The sequence below is a fragment of the Roseburia sp. genome, assembly GCF_041325975.1.
Classification (GTDB): domain Bacteria; phylum Bacillota; class Clostridia; order Lachnospirales; family Lachnospiraceae; genus Roseburia; species Roseburia rectibacter.
The window spans coordinates 1,106,216-1,123,305 of record NZ_JBGLEJ010000005.1 but is presented as its reverse complement, the minus strand read 5'-3'; the positions used below and the strand labels follow the sequence as shown (position 1 = coordinate 1,123,305).

Annotated in this window: 11 protein-coding genes; 10 read left to right on the top strand and 1 reads right to left on the bottom strand. The window is 43.4% G+C overall.

What is annotated here, in order from left to right; genetic code table 11:
- The first annotated feature begins 162 nt into the window (after positions 1-162).
- On the top strand, positions 163-1,029 hold the full coding sequence (locus tag ACDD58_RS16495) for a hypothetical protein (protein ID WP_118209512.1): 867 nt from the start codon (positions 163-165) through the stop codon (positions 1,027-1,029).
- A 123-nt stretch (positions 1,030-1,152) separates the two neighbouring features.
- Positions 1,153-2,811: a putative manganese-dependent inorganic diphosphatase gene (locus ACDD58_RS16490; RefSeq protein ID WP_186899167.1), complete on the top strand. Its 1,659-nt coding sequence runs from the start codon at positions 1,153-1,155 to the stop codon at positions 2,809-2,811.
- Between the two features lie 66 nt (positions 2,812-2,877).
- Here ACDD58_RS16490 and ACDD58_RS16485 read toward each other — a convergent pair whose 3' ends face one another.
- Entirely contained in the window at positions 2,878-3,726 is an 849-nt protein-coding gene (locus ACDD58_RS16485; RefSeq protein WP_370778448.1) for a helix-turn-helix domain-containing protein, read from the bottom strand.
- Positions 3,727-3,931: 205 nt separating this feature from the next.
- On the opposite strand from ACDD58_RS16485, the gene ACDD58_RS16480 reads away from it, so the two are divergent.
- From ACDD58_RS16480 to hemW, 8 genes are all read left to right on the top strand, one after another.
- On the top strand, positions 3,932-5,116 hold the full coding sequence (locus ACDD58_RS16480) for a PLP-dependent aspartate aminotransferase family protein (protein ID WP_118209509.1): 1,185 nt from the start codon (positions 3,932-3,934) through the stop codon (positions 5,114-5,116).
- A 14-nt stretch (positions 5,117-5,130) separates the two neighbouring features.
- Positions 5,131-5,985: a diaminopimelate epimerase gene (gene dapF / locus ACDD58_RS16475; RefSeq protein WP_117919334.1), complete on the top strand. Its 855-nt coding sequence runs from the start codon at positions 5,131-5,133 to the stop codon at positions 5,983-5,985.
- Positions 5,986-6,060: 75 nt separating this feature from the next.
- Positions 6,061-7,575, top strand: coding sequence for a UDP-N-acetylmuramoyl-L-alanyl-D-glutamate--2,6-diaminopimelate ligase (locus tag ACDD58_RS16470; protein ID WP_370778447.1), 1,515 nt, complete (start codon positions 6,061-6,063; stop codon positions 7,573-7,575).
- A gap of 26 nt (positions 7,576-7,601) precedes the next feature.
- Positions 7,602-8,753 (top strand): ATP-binding protein, encoded by a 1,152-nt coding sequence (locus ACDD58_RS16465; protein WP_370778446.1) that lies wholly within the window; start codon positions 7,602-7,604, stop codon positions 8,751-8,753.
- A gap of 335 nt (positions 8,754-9,088) precedes the next feature.
- Positions 9,089-11,413: a WD40/YVTN/BNR-like repeat-containing protein gene (locus ACDD58_RS16460; RefSeq protein ID WP_370778445.1), complete on the top strand. Its 2,325-nt coding sequence runs from the start codon at positions 9,089-9,091 to the stop codon at positions 11,411-11,413.
- Between the two features lie 150 nt (positions 11,414-11,563).
- On the top strand, positions 11,564-13,633 hold the full coding sequence (locus tag ACDD58_RS16455) for a TIM-barrel domain-containing protein (protein ID WP_370778444.1): 2,070 nt from the start codon (positions 11,564-11,566) through the stop codon (positions 13,631-13,633).
- Positions 13,634-13,933: 300 nt separating this feature from the next.
- Positions 13,934-15,745 carry a translation elongation factor 4 gene (gene lepA / locus ACDD58_RS16450; protein ID WP_117919324.1) on the top strand — a complete coding sequence of 604 codons (1,812 nt, stop codon included), beginning with the start codon at positions 13,934-13,936 and terminating at the stop codon, positions 15,743-15,745.
- 2 nt (positions 15,746-15,747) lie between these two features.
- Entirely contained in the window at positions 15,748-16,983 is a 1,236-nt protein-coding gene (hemW, locus tag ACDD58_RS16445) for a radical SAM family heme chaperone HemW (RefSeq protein WP_370778442.1), read from the top strand.
- Positions 16,984-17,090: the final 107 nt, after the last annotated feature.

Genomic DNA, 17,090 nt, shown 5'->3' with positions numbered 1-17,090 from the left:
TTCTTTGTCATCTATGCGATCCTTAATGAAAATATAAAGTTTCACAGTCCACATGTTTAACATAATGGAAAATAATTTATTGTTTACAAAGAAAAACGATAATGATAGAATAACCATGATATATTGCGAAAAAAATCAGAAAGGGGGAAGAAGTGGACACAGATGGCAGGTTTATGGCAGATGGTATTCAGACAGCTTCAACCCCAGAAAAAGCGGGTCATACCGCAGAATGTACGTCATTTGGACCGGAAAAAGCCGGAAGAGAGCGGACAAATGAACAAACAGGAACAGGAAAGGACACAAAAGGACGTGGAAAATGAAGATTTACTGATCAGTCAGATCGATGAGTTTCGTGAAAAAGCAAAACAACTTCAGGTGCTTCTGGCAGCAAAAGAAAGTAAAGCGGCGGAACTGCAGTCACTTGTGGATGAGAGAGCGGACAAGGCACAGGAGTTAGAACATATTTTAACAGAACGTCAGGAAGAGGCGGACAAGATTGTTACCGAGTTTGGACGGAAAGTAGATGCGCTTGCTGATAAAGTGACGACGAAAATGACAGAGATTGAGGCAGGTCTTACCGGACAGGTGGCTGATATCAGGAAAACCAGTGAGGAACAGATTGCCTTAAATCGTCAGATGAATGAGGAGCAGACGGCTTCTAACCGGAAATTAAACGAGGAACAGATTGCGGCGAACAAGCAGTTCTTAGAGGAACAGGCAATTGCCAACAAAAAGCTCAGTGAAGGACAGATTGCGGAGGTCAAGGAGCTGTTAGAGAATGCAACGTCACAGTTAGAGTCTATTAAGACGGATCTTTCTGAAAAAGTACACACGGAAAATGTCAAATGTTATCGTAACATACAGGATCTGTTCAATGAGTTTGATTCTAAAATTGAAAAAATGGATGAGATGGAAGGCGGCGTTGATTCGGTGAAAGGATATGTGAAGCTGCTATCCTGGTTTTCAATTTTAAATTTTGTGGTATTGATCGTATTTATATTATATTCTATGGGAGTATTTCGCTTTTAACAGTACACATGACGCCGGCGCTGCCAGCGTCTGTTTCTTTCTTTTTTAGAAATAAAAAAGAAGAGTCCGGCAGTAATAAATCAGAGAAATAGCTGCTAATTTTTAGGTAAAGAGAGGAATTTCATGAGCGCAGAAAAGAGAAAAGTTTGGGTTGTAGGGCATAAAAATCCGGATACGGATTCTATTTGTGCAGCTATCTCTTATGCATATTTAAAAAATCAGACAGAAAACGATAAAACCTATGTGGCAAAACGTGCCGGAGCAGTAAATGCAGAGACACATTATGTGCTCGATTATTTTGGGGCACAGGAACCAGAGTTAGTTACCTATGCGGGAACACAGATTAAGGATATTAATTACAGAAGAACGGCGGGAGTAAGCAGCCAGATTTCCCTGAAACGTGCATGGGAGACAATGAAAAAATTAGAGGTTGTAACGCTTCCGGTAACCAATCAGTTTGGAAAACTCGAAGGAATTATTGTAACAAAGGATATTGCAACGTCTTACATGGACGTTTTTGATAATCATGTGTTATCCCAGGCACGAACACAGTATAAAAATATTGCGGAAACGTTGGATGGAACGATCATCGTTGGAAATGAGCATGCATATTTTGTAAGAGGAAAGGTAGTGGTAGCGACCTCGAATCCGGAATATATGGCAGATTATATCGAAGATGATGACATGGTAATCTCAGGGGACCGGGAAGAGGCGCAGAAACAGGCTATCGAGTCAAATGCAAGCTGTCTGATCATCGGTGGGGGAATTGAAGTCAGCGAGGATGTACGCGCCCTTGCGGAAAAACATGACTGCATCATTATTACAACACCGTTTGATACATTTTCGATAGCGCGTCTTATCAATCAGAGTATGCCAATCAAACAGTTTATGACGCGGAAAAATATCATCACATTTGGTATAGAGGATTATGTGGACGAAGTGAGAGAGACGATGTCAAAAATCCGACACCGTGATTTCCCGATCTTAAATGAAAACGGTAACTATGCCGGTATGGTTTCCCGTCGTAACCTGATGAATATGCAGAAAAAACAGGTAATTCTTGTTGACCATAATGAGAAGGCACAGGCGGTAGACGGAATTGATGAGGCAGAGCTGTTAGAGATCATCGATCATCATCGTCTTGGCAGTCTTGAAACAGTTTCGCCGGTTTATTTTAGAAATCAGCCACTCGGCTGTACCTCAACGATCATTTATCAGATGTATCAGGAAAAGGGCGTGGATGTGCCAAAACAGATTGCAGGACTTTTACTGTCTGCCATTATTTCTGATACGCTGATGTTCCGTTCACCAACGTGTACACCGTTAGATAAATCTGTGGCGGAGGCGCTTGCAGTGATCGCGGAAGTAGACATTGAGACTTATGCGAAAAATATGTTCCAGGCGGGCAGTAATTTCAGCGGAAAGTCCACGGAGGAGATCTTTTATCAGGATTTCAAGATATTCCATACCGATGACTGTGATTTCGGAGTGGCACAGATCAGTGCTATGAGCCGGGAAGAACTAGACAAAGTGGCAGAGCAGATACGTCCGTTTATGGTACAGGTGCTTGCAGAAAAGAAGATAGATATGGTCTATGTCATGCTGACGGACATTTTAGAGGAATCCTCAAAAATTATTTTTGACGGGGAGAATGCAGGCAGGATTTTAGGAGCCGCGTTCCGCAAAGAAGAGCGGGCGGATGGTATTTTGTTAGACGGAATTGTTTCCAGAAAGAAACAGTTCATACCGACGCTCATGAATGAAATGGCAGAGCGTCAGTGAGAAGCAGTGTCAAAATAGGATGAGAATAACAGAATGTGTGTCCTGCGGACATTTTATTATCATAAATTAAGATTTCAGGTTTTGGAGAGAGTCCCTTGGGGCTTCTCCAAAACTTTTTTTATATGCACGCGAAAAAGTTGAATAATTTTTAAAACCGCAGGCATAGCAGACTTCAGTGATCGGCATTCCTTCTGAAATCAGATCTTTTGCTAAAAGCAGCCGTTTGGTCGAGAGATAATTGCCGATCGTGTAACCGGTCTGGTCTTTAAACGTATGCATCAGATAAGAGCGGCTTAAGAAAAACCTCGCAGACAGTTTGTCGATGGAGATATCCTCGGTCAGATGTTCACTCAGATAATTTAATACCGTGATGATTTTTTCGTCGGAGGCAGTATCATTGATAAATTCGATGCCATCGTGCATGGCAGCACGGTTTAACTGTATCATAAATTCTAAAAATAAAATTTTCTGATGCAGGGAAGCTGCAAAATCTTTATCATTTACAGACTGGTCAAGTGCCTGTATCGCAGTTTTTAACTTTGCAGCACGCGAACCCTGAAAACGCAGCACGTGTGACTGTTCTGTGGCAGCCTGGCTCAGACAGTGTGAAAGATCAAAATCGGACTTTTCATATTTTTTCAAATAATCCGGTGAAATGTAGATGATGATACGTTCATAAGGAGATTCTGACTGAATGATCGGCCGGTGAACCTCCCCGGCGTGAACTAACACGATATCATTAGGGGCAAGCTGATAAGAATGTCCCTCGATGCAATAAGTGATATCACCGTTTAACAGGATTAAAATCTTGTGAAAATCGTGATAATGATAAGAAAAATCCTTTTTATTCTGGTCTTTCAGATGAAATAATTTAAAACTGGATGTCAGATAACCGACTTTTTTATATTCCGGCATACAGGTACTCCTTCCGAATCAGATTAATAAAATGCTTTTCAAATCCAACCCTAACACAAAAAAGCACAATTTGCAATATACACAGCACTAGACGAGTATATATTTTAAAAAGTGTTTTATATAATAGAACCATATGAAAGAAAAGTTATAGGAAATAAATGTTAAAAAACTTGAAATAATAAGAATGAAAAAGAAGGAGAACGGCATGAAGAATTTCAGCAATTACAATGATTACAGTACAAAAGAAGAATTACATTTTGAATCAAAGGCAGTACACGGAGCACTTGGAACGGAACCGCTTACCGGAGCAGTCAGCATGCCGATCTTCCAGACGGCTACTTTCCGTCATCCGGCACTTGGAGAATCCACAGGATTTGCATACAGCCGTCTTGAGAATCCGACCAGACAGGAATTAGAGCGTACTATGGCGATTTTAGAGGGAGGTATCAAAGGATTTGCATTTTCCAGCGGACAGGCGGCAAATATGGCAGTATTTTCCCTGTTAAATCCGGGAGAGCATGTGATCTTATCTGACGATATCTATGGTGGAACATTCCGTATCATCGGTGATGTTTTTGGAAGATACGGCATCGAGCACACTTATGTGGATATGTCAGAACTTGATGAGGTAAAGGCAGCCATCCGTCCGAATACAAAAATGTTATTTATCGAGACACCGACTAACCCGATGATGAAGGTGGCAGACATCCATGCACTTTCTGAGATCGCAAAGAGTATCGGAGCACTCACGGTTGTTGATAATACATTTTTAACACCATATTTCCAGAAACCATTACAGCTTGGTGCAGATATCGTAACACACAGCTCCACAAAATATTTAGGCGGACATAACGATACGATTTCCGGTATCGTGGTTGTAAAAGATGACGAGGAGATTGCAGAAAAGATCCATGTCCATATCAAATCTCACGGCAGTCAGCTTGCACCGCTTGATAGCTGGCTGATCTTAAGAGGAATCAAGACATTGCCGGTTCGTATGGACAGACACAACGAGAATGCGAAGAAAGTTGCAGAGTGGCTCAGAACACAGCCGAAAGTACAGAAAGTGTATTATGTAGGTTTTGAAGATCACAAAGATTACGCAGTGACGAAAAAACAGACAACTGGTTTTGGCGGAATGATCTCATTTACTGTTGACAGTTTTGAGACAGTAAAGAAAATCTTAAAAGGTGTTGATATGATCATGTTTGCAGAGAGCCTTGGAGGAACAGAGACACTGATCACATACCCGACAACACAGACACATGAGGATACACCACTTGACATCAAAGAGAAACTTGGTATTACAGACTGCTTCCTTCGTATGTCAGTCGGAATTGAAAATGCAGATGATATCATTGCAGACCTTGACAGGGCAATGAATGCATAAAATGGAGGATTACCATGAAATTTACAAAAATGCAGGCATTTGGAAATGATTATGTATATATTGATGCCGTTCACCAGGATATTAAAAATTTACCGGAGCTGGCACGGTTTGTCAGCGACAGACATTTTGCCATTGGATCAGACGGAATGGTTTTGATCTGTCCATCCGATAAGGGAGATTTCCGGATGCGGATGTTCAATCCGGATGGTTCAGAAGGAGAAATGTGCGGCAACGCACTCCGTTCTGTCGGAAAATATGTTTATGACCACAGGCTGACCGATAAGACAGAACTTGTGATCGAGACACTTGGTGGGATGCAGCATCTGAATCTGACGGTAACGGATGGTCTGGTATCAAACATCCGAGCAGATATCGGGGAACCGAGACTGGATACGAAAGTAATTCCGGTAAATACAGATTTAGAGCAGTTTGTAGAGCAGCCGGTGGAGGTGCTGGATAAAACATTTCATATCACGGCAGTATCCTGGGGCAATCCACATTGTGCAATGTTTGTGGATTCTGTCGCAGACCTTGATGTGGAGCGTTACGGAAAGACAATCGAGCATATGACATCGTTGTTTCCAAATAAAACCAATGTTACATTTGCAGAGTTTGTAAAGCGTGATTATATCAAGATCCGTGAATGGGAACGTGGGACCGGTGAGACGATCGGATGTGGGACAGGCTGTTCGACAGCGGTTGTTACAGGTGTTCTGACCGGACGTACAGACCGCAAAGTTACTGTGGAGCAGATTGGTGGACCTCTTCTGATCGAGTGGGATGAGAAAACAAACCATTTATTTATGACGGGACCGTCACACACTGTGTTTGAAGCGGAGATTGATGCATCACACATTTTAGAAAAATAAAAAGATATTATACAGGGGCTGCCGTGCAGAATGTACGGCGGCTTTTCGTGGTCTTGAACAATATAGGGAGAAAAAATGAAGTTAAATAAGATCTGTGAAAAGATAAAATACGAATGTTTACAGGGCAGCATGGAAGCAGAAGTCAGAGACATTATCTATGATTCAAGAAAGATTGCAAAGGAAACCATGTTCGTCTGTATGGTTGGAGCAGTGACGGATGGTCACAAATATATCCCGGATGCAGTGGAAAAAGGAGCAAGTGTCATTGTTGTGGAGCGTGCCGAAGAAGCCATGAATATCCCGGATACGATCACCGTGTTAAAAGTGGAATCTGCACGTTATGCACTGGCATTGATGTCGGCTGCATTGTTTGACTACCCGGTCAAAAAGCTGATCACGATCGGACTGACCGGCACCAAAGGAAAGACAACCACGACATACATGATCAAAAATGTGCTGGAAGCAGCAGGCAAAAAAGTCGGACTGATCGGAACGATCGGAGCGATGATCGGAGATGAGAAGATTCCGTCAAAAAATACGACACCGGAATCTTACGAACTGCACCGCATGTTTGCTTCCATGGTAGAAGCAGGCTGTGAATATGCAGTGATGGAGGTGTCTTCTCAGGGACTGAAAATGGACCGAACAGCAGGAATCATGTTTGATTACGGTGTGTTTACCAATCTGTCCCCGGATCATATCGGACCAAATGAGCATGCATCGTTTGAGGAATATTTAGAATGTAAGAGCATGTTATTCCGCCAGTGCAAGATCGGTATTTTAAATGCAGATGATGAGCACAGCGAAGCAGTTGCGGCAAACCATACCTGTGAGATCCACAGTTTCGGGGTGGAAGATGGCAGTGAAAAAACGTTTCTTGGCAAACCGCTTGATCTGGTTGCAGCGGATCTTGGATTTATCAAGGAAAACGGAAAACTCGGTATGCATTTCCATGTGAAAGGATGCATGGACTGCGAGGCAAGAGTGCATATTCCGGGAAGATTTTCAGTATATAATTCACTGGTAACAATGTTAGTCTGTCATCTGGCAGGAATTTCAGATGAGGCAATCTTAGACGGTCTGGATAAAGTGCAGGTCAAAGGACGTGTGGAAATGCTTCCGGTATCGAAAGATTATTATCTGATCATTGACTATGCACACAATGAAGTCAGCACCAGAAGCGTGCTTACGACATTGATAGAATATCATCCGAAACGTCTGATCTGTGTCTATGGCGGTGGCGGAAACCGTTCAAAGCTGCGCCGTTATGATATGGGTGAGGTAACCGGTGAGATGGCAGATCTGTGTGTACTGACCTGTGATAATCCGAGAGATGAAGACATCCGCGATATCAATAAAGATATTAAAGTCGGACTCGCAAGAAGTAACGGAAAATATATCGAGATCGACGACCGGAAAGAAGCAATCGCATACTGCATGGTAAATGCCCAGCCGGGAGATATGATCGTATTGCTTGGAAAAGGCCACGAAGATTATCAGGAGATCCGCGGTGTGAAATACCATTTTGATGAGCGCGAGGCAGTTGCGGAAGTTTTAGATGAGATCAAAGAGGGAAAGCGCACAAAATAAAAGAATACGAAATTGGAGGAAATATTTTGAATACAATTACCGTAGAAGAACTGGCACAGAAAGGAACAGAAGGTCTGCAGCTGATCGACGTCCGTCCGGAAAATGATTTTTCACGCGGGGCGATTGATGGTGCCATCAATCTTCCGTTAGAAAAGATCGAAGCGGGTGAGACAGATATTTTAAAGAAAGACCAGCCGGTTTATCTGTACTGCCATGTGGGGGAAAACAGCAGGGATGCAGCAGAGATACTGGATGATGAAGGCTATGATACCATCAATTTAGAAGGTGGTTACCGTGCCTGGTTAAGATACCAGCTTACGCGTGTGACGATGGAGGATGATTCAAGAAAAGAGCGTACCGAGCAGATTGAAAAAAGCCTGATCAAAAAATTCAGAAAGCCGGTCTGGAGCCGTTTTACCAAGGCACTTCATGATTATGAAATGATCCAGGATGGCGATAAGATCGCGGTATGTATTTCCGGTGGAAAAGATTCCATGCTTTTGGCAAAACTGTTTCAGGAATTATACCGTCATGGAAAACGCAATTTTGAACTTGTTTTCCTGTGTATGAATCCGGGCTATAATGAGGAAAACTGGCGTATTATCCAGGAAAATGCAAAACTGCTTGATATCCCGCTCACGACATTTGAAACACAGATTTTTGATTCTGTTGCAGAGGTAGATAAGAATCCGTGTTATCTGTGTGCGAGAATGCGGAGAGGATATCTTTATTCAAAGGCAAAAGAGTTAGGATGTAATAAGATCGCACTTGGACATCATTTTGATGACGTAATCGAGACGATCCTGATGGGAATGTTATACAGTGGAAAAGTTGAGACAATGATGCCAAAACTTCACAGCCAGAATTTTGAGGGAATGGAACTGATCCGTCCACTTTATCTGGTAAAGGAAGGGGACATCAAGGCATGGCGTGACTATAACCGCCTGCAGTTTATCCAGTGTGCCTGCCGTTTTACGGAAAACTGTACAAGCTGTGGCGGGGCAAAAGGCTCCAAGCGTGAGGAAATGAAAGATCTTGTCACCGAACTGCGCAAAAAAAGTGAATTTATTGACAGCAATATTTTCAACAGCGTCAGCAATGTGAATTTAAAGACTATCATTGGATATAAAAAAGATGGAGTGTACCATAACTTCCTGGATGATTATGATGCAGATTAAAGCGGATTTTTCGTGTATAAGTAGGCGAATAAATGTGGTAGAAAATTGAGACGAAAATCCTTACTTTTAAAGTAGGGGTTCGTCTGGTGTTTAAGAAGGAATCCTGTTGGCGGGGTTCCTTTTTTCGATTCATAGGAAATTACGTCCTATGAATCAAAAAGCCCTCCGGGCAGGATGCGCATCTCGCGGAGAAGAAGTTAGCTGTAAACAGCACCGCTCGAGCGCGAAAGAGTCGCGAGCGACTCTTTTTTATCAGCACTGCGAATCTGCTTACTCGCAAACGGGAATCATCGTTACACTGAAAAAAATATCCGCGAAAGGAGTTCACCTATACAATGAAAGCCCACAAAACAATCAACTACGAATACAAAAATGCCCCAATCCCAGGCGGCGGATACGTCACCGGACTGTTATACCATCCCAGACAACCCGGCATCCTCTACGCCAGAACAGACATCGGCGGTGTTTACCGGTATGATTACGAAAAAAAACACTGGAAAAGTCTGATCGATGGCGTGAGCATGGAGGATATCTCTGAAACATTTCCAATCGCATGTGCACTCGACGAAAATCATCCGGAATATTTATATATTATGAGCGGTATCAACGGGCAGGGCTATGGAAAATTTTCTATTTCAGAGGATTATGGAGAGACATTTATCCATAAAAAGATACCTGTGACTGTCCATGGCAACCTGTGCGGAAGAGGAACCGGATATCGTCTGGCAGCAGATAAAAAGGATGAGAATATACTTTATTTTGCAAGCCAGTTAGATGGTCTGTGGAAAACCACGGACAGAGGAGATACCTGGAAGAGACTTACTTTAGAAGAAAATTACATGACATGTGTCTGGGTGTCAGATGATGCAAAAACGATCGTCGCAGGGACAGCAGGCTATACGACGAGAGAAAATGATAAACTGCGTGGTCACAGCCTGTATGTTTCCTATGATGCAGGCCAGTCATTTGAAAGGCTGATGCAGCCGGAAAATGTTTTAGTCAGTGACAGCAAAATGAATGGTCTGGTGGCATCACGTTATAATTATGATGGAACTTATCTTTATGTGACGATGAATGTTACCGGAAGATGGAATTATGTGGTCGATCTCGGATACAGCTGCGATTCCGGGGATGTGATCGGTGGAAAAGTACTCCGTTATTATTTTTCGGAAGGGAAAATTGCAGGATATGATGATATCACGCCGGATGCGGATGGTGTATTGACAAAAAAATTTTTAAATTATGGATTTGGCGGGATTTCCTCCTGTAAAGCGATGCCCGGACTTTTGGTCTGCTCGACACTTTGCCGGGAAAAAGAGGGTGATGAGATCGTATATCTTTCCAAAGATTATGGTAATAGCTGGAGTGTGAGCCTGTGCGGACTTGAAAAAGGAGATCTGTATTTTAATACTTCCTATATGAAGCCGGAGTACAATGGCAATCATTGTCTGCTGCACTGGATGAGCGATATTAAGATCAATCCATTCGATCCGAATGAGGTATGGTTTAATTCCGGAACCGGTGTTTTTATGACGGATGCACTGCTTGGTGAACATCCGCGTTATCATGATGCATGTGCAGGAATCGAGGAGACGGTTCATCTGAATGTATATGCCCCGGTCGCCGGAGAAGCAGAACTTATTGATATCGTCGGGGATCTTGGCGGTTTTGCGTTCCGTAATCTTGATGAACCATGTAAAAATTCATTTGACGACAGGGAAGGCAACCGCTATATTACCTGTATCAATGCAGATATTTCCGATGCAGACAGCAATCTTGGCATTGTGACGGCACGGGGAAACTGGAAAGGGAAAACAAAAGGCGGTCTGGTGCGCACCCGTGATAATTTTAAAACATTTGAGCGGATCAGCATGCCGTTTGGCATCAATGCAGAGATTGACCGAAAACTGCATGAGATTGAAAATCCGAATGTAAATGCCGGCTGGGTGGCAATGGCACCGGACGGTACAAATATTGTCTGGTCTGTGGCAGATGGCATCAGGCTACCGGTGGAACTGGTGATCATCAGCAATGACGGTGGGAAAAATTTTCAAAAAGCAGGCGTATTTGATCTGAAAGGAAATCCTGTCAAAAAGGGTTACCTGAAAGTCTTTTCTGACCGTACTGGTAATGATTTGTTTTACGGTTTTGGCGGTGCGTCTGAAATCTATGTGAGCAGGGACGGCGGTAAAAACTTTTACCAGAAGCAGCCGGAAGAAACATTTCCTATCTGCGATTTTGGTTATATTGATACTGCAAATAAGACGGAAGTGCGCGGTGAGGGTGGAAAAAGCGGTGTATTTTACATGGCATTAGGTGACGCGGGACTTTATAAATTCTGTTATGATACCGGAACAGAAGAAATTCATGTAAAAAGGCTGACAGATGCGAAAGATGCATGTTACCGCATGGGACTTGGTGTGATCGGCGAGTGCAGGGAGTATCTGACAGAGGAAAAGGCGATTTATTTCTGCGGACGTCTTGATGGGGAATATGGATTTTACCGTACCCTTGATGAGGGAAAGTCGTATGAACGGCTGAACCGGGATGATCAGATGTATGGTGAGATCAACAGCATCGACGGCGATAAGAGAAAGTTTGGCAGATTTTTCCTTGCGACAGGGTCACGCGGCGTTCTGTATGGAGAGATGTTGAAATAATCTGACAGGGCAGAATGGTTTGCAAATTTGTATCAACTGGAAAAAGGACGGAAAATTTTACAAATTTATATCAACTGGAAAAAATGATAAATACAGGAAATAGCAAGTTATATTAATTTTGAATGATTCATATAAGAGAGGAAAAGTTAGATGAGAGTTTACGAAGAAAATAACAGACTGGTAATTGCAGATGGAACATCGACATTGTGGTTAGAACCATGGGGAGAAAATTCTTTCCGTGTGCGCATGACGAAGGAAGCACAGATGGATGCACATGACTGGGCGCTGACCGAGGAAGTAAAAAAATGCCCTATTCAGGTGGAATGCAGGGAAGTTGACACGACAGATCCGTGGTATCGCGGAGAAGAATTTGCAAAATATCATCAGACCGGAAACATATACACGGTAAAAAACGGAAAGATCACGGCGGTGATCTCCCCGGAGGGATGGATCAGCTATTTTAATCAGAAGGGAGAGCTTCTGACCGAAGAGTACTGGAGAAACAGAAACCGGATCAACCGCTATTGCGTGCCACTGCGTATTGATGCAAGAGAATTAAAACCGATTCCAGGAAGTACAGATTACGAACTGACCATGCGTTTTGAAGCATTTGATGATGAAAAAATATTTGGTATGGGGCAGTATCAGGAAAAAAATCTGAATAAAAAAGGTGCGATATTGGAACTGGCACACAGAAACAGCCAGGCGAGTGTACCATTTATGGTTTCAAACAGAGGTTATGGATTTTTCTGGAATAATCCGGCGATTGGGACAGCCATTTTCGGGGCAAATAAGACTGAGTGGCATGCAAAGAGCACAAAGAAACTGGATTATTTTATCACGGCGGGAGATACACCGTTTGAGATTGAAGAACAGTATTCTGCGGCAACCGGAAGAACACCGATGATGCCGGAATATGGTATGGGATACTGGCAGTGTAAGCTGCGTTACCGCAATCAGGATGAGATACTTGCAGTTGCAAGGGAACATAAAAAACGCGGACTTCCGATGGATGCGATCGTGATCGACTTTTTCCATTGGACAATGCAGGGTGAATTTAAGTTTGAGCCGAGAGACTGGCCAGATCCAAAAGCAATGGTGGATGAATTAAAGAGTATGGGAATCGAGACGGTCGTATCTGTCTGGCCGACGGTGGATGAGCGCAGCGAAAATTATGGGGAGATGAATGACAGGGGATATCTTGTCACACCGGATCGAGGACTGTCCTATCATATGAGCTGGATGGGGAATACGGTATTTTATGACGCGACAAATCCGGGAGCACAGAAGTTTGTATGGGATAAATGTAAGGAAAACTACTATAAAAACGGAATCCGCTGTTTCTGGTTAGATGAGGCAGAGCCGGAGTATGGTCCTTATGATTTTGACAATTACCGCTATTATGAGGGACCTGCATTACAGTGCAGTAATATTTATCCGGTCGGTTATGCAAAAGGATTTTATGATGGCTTAAAAGCGGAGGGAGAGAAAGACATCATGAGTCTGGTGCGCTGTGCATGGGCTGGCAGCCAGAAATACGGTGTCCTTACCTGGTCCGGGGATGTGTATTCTTCGTTCCGTTCTATGAGAGAGCAGCTTCAGGCAGGAATTAACATGTGTGTGGCAGGCATTCCGTGGTGGACATCAGATATCGGAGGATTCCTTGGTGGGGATATCAAAGATCCGGCATTTAAGGAGCTTTTAGTACGCTGGTTTGCATGGGGGGCATTCTGTCCGGTATTCCGTATGCATGGAGAACGTTCCCCGTGGTATGAGAGAGAACAGGAGTTTATCGATGGTGTGCGCCAGCTTACCTCCGGTCAGGATAATGAGGTATGGAGTTTTGGAGAGGATAATTATGAGATATTGAAAAAATATCTGTTTATCCGTGAGCGCCTCCGCCCGTATATCCGTTCCTGCATGGAACAGGCAAGTAAGACAGGGGCACCGGTGATGCGTCCGCTGTTCTTTGATTTTGCAGAAGATAAGGAGAGCTGGAACGTGGAAGATGCATACATGTTTGGTCCGGATCTTTTGGTGGCACCGGTCATGGAAGCTGGAGCGACAGAACGCAGGGTTTATCTTCCATCTGGTACAAAGTGGACAGATGCATATACGAAAAAAGTATATGAGGGTGGAAACTATGTGACAGTACCGGCACCGATCGATGTGATCCCGGTTTTTATGAGAGAAGGAACTTCTTATCCAATTTATGAATGAGCAAAAAATTCCCAACACAGCGTTTGCAGCCGCTGTGTTGGGAATTTTCATATTAAGAAGGGGGTTTAAGTCATAGTGACTACGGAAACCCAACTGTTAAATATTTAACAGCAAATTTATTATGCACCCAAAAGTACTAAAAATCCAGTGAACATATTGTGAATTTTTGTATTTTAATTGTTAATAAATGAAAGAGAACCGCGAAAGTGGACTGCGGACGACTTGACGTTTCCTTTGCTTTTCCCGTATAATAAAAAAGTATGGGTAAATGCCTGATTATTTTTTGGAATGGAGAATAAAATGTCAATAGATCAGAGTAAAATCAGAAATTTTTGTATTATAGCACATATCGATCACGGCAAATCAACGCTTGCTGACCGTATTATAGAAAGAACAGGAACACTGACCAGCAGGGAGATGCAGGCACAGGTTCTTGATAATATGGATTTAGAGCGTGAGCGTGGAATCACGATTAAGTCACAGGCGGTTCGTATCATTTATAAGGCGAATGATGGGGAAGAATACATTTTTAACCTGATCGACACACCTGGACACGTCGATTTCAATTATGAAGTGTCACGAAGCCTTGCAGCCTGTGATGGTGCGATTTTGGTTGTAGACGCTGCACAGGGCGTGGAGGCACAGACACTGGCAAATGTATATCTTGCTTTAGATCATGATCTTGACGTGATGCCGGTTATCAATAAGATCGACCTTCCGAGTGCACAGCCGGATGAGGTGGTAAAGGAGATCGAGGATGTGATCGGTATTGAGGCGGAGGATGCACCGCGTATTTCCGCTAAGACCGGCTTAAATATCGATCAGGTATTAGAGCAGATCGTGACAAAGATCCCTGCGCCGACCGGAGATAAAGATGCGCCGCTTCAGGCGCTGATCTTTGATGCACTTTATGATTCCTATAAAGGAGTCATCGTATTCTGCCGTATCAAAGAGGGAACGGTAAAAGTGGGAGATACCATCCGTATGATGGCAACCGGTGCACAGTCCGAGGTCACAGAGATCGGATATTTTGGTGCAGGACAGTTTATCCCATGTGATGAGCTTGCGGCGGGAATGGTAGGTTATATCTGTGCAAGCATCAAAAATGTCCGTGATACCCGTGTCGGTGATACCGTGACGAATGCCAACCGTCCATGCAGTGAACCGCTTCCGGGTTACAAAAAAGTCAACCCGATGGTGTACTGCGGTATGTATCCGGCAGACAGTGCAAAATATCCGGATCTCAGAGATGCACTGGAAAAATTGCAGATCAATGATGCTTCCCTGCAGTATGAACCGGAGACATCTTTAGCACTTGGTTTTGGATTCCGCTGTGGATTTTTAGGATTACTTCATTTAGAGATCATTCAGGAACGTTTAGAGCGTGAGTTTAATTTAGACCTTGTGACAACGGCACCGGGAGTTATTTATAAAGTGCATAAGACAAACGGTGAGGTCATTGACCTGACAAACCCGTCAAACCTCCCGGATCCGTCTGAAATCGAATACATGGAAGAACCTGTTGTATCGGCAGAGATCATGGTGACGAGTGAATATGTCGGCGCAATCATGAAGTTATGTCAGGAACGCCGCGGTGTTTATCTGAGTATGGAATATTTAGAGGAGACGCGTGCACTCATCAAATATGATCTGCCGTTAAATGAGATCATTTATGATTTCTTTGACGCATTAAAATCACGTTCCAGAGGTTACGCATCTTTCGATTATGAATTAAAAGGATATGAGCGTTCCGAGCTGGTAAAACTTGACATTCTGATCAATAAAGAGCAGGTGGATGCCCTTTCCTTTATCGTATTTAAAGACAGTGCCTACGAGCGCGGAAGAAAAATGTGTGAAAAGTTAAAGGAAGAGATTCCGAGACATCTGTTTGAAATACCGATCCAGGCGGCTGTCGGCGGTAAAGTTATCGCGCGTGAGACAGTCAAGGCAATGCGCAAGGATGTGCTTGCAAAATGTTATGGTGGTGATATTTCCCGAAAGAAGAAACTGTTAGAGAAACAGAAAGAAGGAAAGAAACGTATGCGTCAGGTCGGAAATGTTGAGATTCCGCAGGAAGCATTTATGAGTGTTTTAAAACTGGATGAGGATTAAAAATGGAAAAAAAGGAACTGGAATTATATATCCATATCCCGTTCTGTGTCAGGAAATGTAATTATTGTGATTTTCTTTCTTTTCCGGCGGATGAAGATACACAGAGACAGTATGTGAAGGCACTTTGTAAAGAGATTACCTACTATGGAGCCCATTGCAGGGATTATGTGGTCTCGACCGTATATATTGGCGGCGGTACACCGTCATGGCTTTGGGAGTCGGATATGGCAGCAATCATGGATGCTGTGCATCAGAGTTTTTCCCTGCTGCCGGGTGCGGAAGTTTCCATTGAGTGCAATCCGGGAACTGTCACGGCACAGAAGTTTGCAGTATACAGACAGTCCGGAATCAACCGGATCAGTCTGGGGCTGCAGTCTGCACAGAATGTTGAATTAAAAATGCTGGGACGTATCCATACCTGGGAGCAGTTTTTAAAGACCTATGAACTTGCAAGGGCAGGAGGAGTTTCCAATATCAATGTGGATCTTATGAGTTCTCTTCCGGGGCAGCATATAGAAACCTATGCGGATTCCCTGCAGAAAGTATGCCGTCTGAAACCGGAGCATGTTTCTGCCTATTCGCTGATCATTGAAAAAGGAACACCTTTTTACGATCTCTATAAATTTGATGCGGTCAAGCAGCGTGCGGGAATGGCAACGGATGCACTGCCGACGGAAGATGAAGTCTACAAGATGACGCAGATGACGGAACAGGTACTGAAAGAAAATGGCTATGTGCATTATGAGGTGTCAAATTTTGCGCAGCCGGGATATGCATGCAGACATAATATTGGTTATTGGACACGTGTCAACTATCTCGGAATGGGACTTGGTGCATCTTCTTTGATGGAAAACATACGTTACACCAATACATCGGATCTATATACTTATTTAGAACAGACACAAGCAATCCGCGAAGGTATCTGGGAAAATCATCATGAAGATGGCACAGTGGAACAACTTCCGGCAACCAATCTACATGCCTCGGCAGAATCTGTAAGCAGGTATGCCCAGATGGAAGAGTTTATGTACTTAGGACTCCGTATGATCGATGGAATTTCCAGAGATGATTTCTTTCATGACTTTGGAATACCGATTGAGGCAGTGTATCAGGAAGTTTTAAATCATCTGCAGGAAGAGGGACTCTTAGAGCGCCGTGCAGGCAGAATTTACCTGACACCGAAGGGGCAGGATGTCAGCAATTATGCACTGGCACAGTTCCTGTTTGACGAAACATAATAAAATATTAAGAAAATGTTTTATGGTCATTTAAAGGTGGATGGGATATAATGTGGTAAAGCAATGAGCACATGCACTGCGGACTAAAGTATTAATATCGCAGTACC

What these genes read in the sequence shown, in the direction of transcription:
- ACDD58_RS16495 (WP_118209512.1), top strand. Translation starts at nt 163, where the DNA reads ATGGCAGGTTTATGGCAGATGGTATTCAGACAGCTTCAACCCCAGAAA.
- ACDD58_RS16490 (WP_186899167.1), top strand. Translation starts at nt 1,153, where the DNA reads ATGAGCGCAGAAAAGAGAAAAGTTTGGGTTGTAGGGCATAAAAATCCG.
- ACDD58_RS16485 (WP_370778448.1), bottom strand. Translation starts at nt 3,726, where the DNA reads ATGCCGGAATATAAAAAAGTCGGTTATCTGACATCCAGTTTTAAATTA.
- ACDD58_RS16480 (WP_118209509.1), top strand. Translation starts at nt 3,932, where the DNA reads ATGAAGAATTTCAGCAATTACAATGATTACAGTACAAAAGAAGAATTA.
- dapF (WP_117919334.1), top strand. Translation starts at nt 5,131, where the DNA reads ATGAAATTTACAAAAATGCAGGCATTTGGAAATGATTATGTATATATT.
- ACDD58_RS16470 (WP_370778447.1), top strand. Translation starts at nt 6,061, where the DNA reads ATGAAGTTAAATAAGATCTGTGAAAAGATAAAATACGAATGTTTACAG.
- ACDD58_RS16460 (WP_370778445.1), top strand. Translation starts at nt 9,089, where the DNA reads ATGAAAGCCCACAAAACAATCAACTACGAATACAAAAATGCCCCAATC.
- ACDD58_RS16455 (WP_370778444.1), top strand. Translation starts at nt 11,564, where the DNA reads ATGAGAGTTTACGAAGAAAATAACAGACTGGTAATTGCAGATGGAACA.
- lepA (WP_117919324.1), top strand. Translation starts at nt 13,934, where the DNA reads ATGTCAATAGATCAGAGTAAAATCAGAAATTTTTGTATTATAGCACAT.
- hemW (WP_370778442.1), top strand. Translation starts at nt 15,748, where the DNA reads ATGGAAAAAAAGGAACTGGAATTATATATCCATATCCCGTTCTGTGTC.